At 51.0% G+C, this 1,923-nt stretch carries 2 protein-coding genes; one reads left to right on the plus strand and one right to left on the minus strand.

Features of this window, described 5'->3' with window-relative positions; genetic code table 11:
* The first annotated feature begins 128 nt into the window (after positions 1–128).
* A complete protein-coding gene (locus ACQ7JA_RS24925) occupies positions 129–578 on the plus strand; it encodes a DUF6678 family protein (protein ID WP_430902395.1) in 450 nt (149 codons plus the stop codon).
* Positions 579–1,595: 1,017 nt separating this feature from the next.
* On the opposite strand, the gene ACQ7JA_RS24930 is transcribed toward ACQ7JA_RS24925, so the two are convergent.
* The coding region (locus ACQ7JA_RS24930; RefSeq protein ID WP_430902396.1) for a hypothetical protein at positions 1,596–1,923 on the minus strand (328 nt) is incomplete at its 5' end.

Consider the following 1,923-nt stretch of genomic DNA (forward strand, 5'->3'; position numbering starts at 1 on the left):
TAATGGGTCGGATCCGGTCCTTCGTGACAGTCTGCGACTTTTCGCACCAAACAACCTGCTACGCTGAGTTCAACTGCCGCCTTCGGCCGGAAGCAGACATCCATTGACGAACCATTATTTAGCCAACCATGGACCAGCTACCGACTGCAAGCGCGGGCTACGATGACGCAACGAGGAAGAAAATCAATGCGATTGTTGCTAAAAGAAATCTGTCCCGCGCGTCAAACAATACTCGTTGGAATGAACTGATCAATCACTTCCGTCACAGCCAGGAATGGCGGCCGTTTTATCGATTTAAGACTCTTGACAACGGCCGCATCTCCAGTTGGGACCGCGAATGGTTCTATCATCTTCCATTCCCATTCTCGACAGTCGAATGGTTCGACATCGGCCTGAAAACCAAAGCTGGAGGACGGCTCCTTACTCCTGTAGACAACACAGACGAGATATCGAGAGCTGTCAAAAACATTGGCTTTGAATTTGAGGTGCGCGCCGACGTTCTAAGAATATGGGGTTACCTGCCAAAATCATACGAAGATTTTCCAGGATTAACATTTTCCAGTATTTACTACCGGTAGCCTTCTTTATTGCTTGATGGATAAAAGATGCGCTTAACGTCTGCTCCGGGTCGGGTCCGGTCCTTCGTGACAGTCAACGACTTTTCGCATCTGGCGAGCTGCTATGCTGAGCTCGACGGCCGCCTTCGGCCAAAAGCAGCCTCCGCACATTTTGGAGAAAAGCGCATATGAAGATTTGCACCATGTTGTTCGTATTTTACGTTTGCATGCCGCTCACGATATTCAGCGCATTTGCAGGTGTTCCCCCGGAATACGTAGAGCCTACGAGGTCGGAAATGAAGTCCTTGGGGTTCAAATTCGCCATCACGAAAGACAATGTTGGTTCTTCGCTTGATTGGCGCTACCCCAAGCATGTGCGCAATCAACATTCTTCGCTCGGTCCAAGCACCACCGAAGTTACGGTAAAGAATACAGCTGGCAAGGTGATTGCAAGGATTACGAATTCGGTTTCAAGTACGGAGTTCATGGCACTCAGTACTTCATTCGATCACAAGGTATCGGATGTGTCCGTATCGGTCACATACGCGTGCACAAATAAAAGTAGAAGCAAGAACGGGTGCTATGGTGCTACCACATACAGTATCCCCTCAGTTTCAAAATTTATTGCCGCTAACCCTGACGCTTTAAACTTGCGCCCGAAATGCCGAAAGGTTACAGAGATGGTTATCGACTGCACCAAATATGAGAGTGCCGAGCACCCCTGAGTTGCAGAGCGGAAGCTGGGGTCTCGTGCAGGTCCGCTTCGGGTCGGATTCGGTCCTCCGTGACAGTCTGCGATTTTTTGGTCCTGGCGACCTGCTATGCTGAGCTCAAGAGCCGAGATCGCCAAGAGTGGCCGTTCGTAGATTGGCTCTGTCCGTAAAACTTCACTGCATCATGGAAAAAGTGCGTCTAACCGTCAAGTCAGTGTTCCGTACTATGTCGATGCTTGGGGTCGCCGCCGTTATTGGTGTGGCCATAGCTACCTCCACCACCTGCGGCGTTGGGCTTGCGCACGGAACAGGAACTTGGTGTGCGCTACCGCTGGTTTGGTTCATTGGCTTCCCACTCGCGATAATTGCTGCACTCATCTTCGGCCTGCCGCTTGCGTTCTTGTTCTGGAAATTGCGTCTGACGCGTTGGTGGCAGTTCGGAATAACTGGCTTTATTTGTGCCGTACCTATGTGGATCGAGCTTGCTGAGCCATTCACATCCGTCCGTTGGGCGCAATCCGGTCTGTATGATTCGTTGAATTACCTTGGGTCGGGGCTCGCCAGTGGGCTTGCTTACTGGTGGATATGCCAGAAAGTAGGTATTCGTAGTAGCACTGGTGAGATTGCCCAGGAGTCCAATCGTCCAGCGTGAC

The sequence above is a fragment of the Massilia sp. BKSP1R2A-1 genome (assembly GCF_050586525.1).
In the GTDB taxonomy this organism is placed as follows: domain Bacteria; phylum Pseudomonadota; class Gammaproteobacteria; order Burkholderiales; family Burkholderiaceae_D; genus Telluria.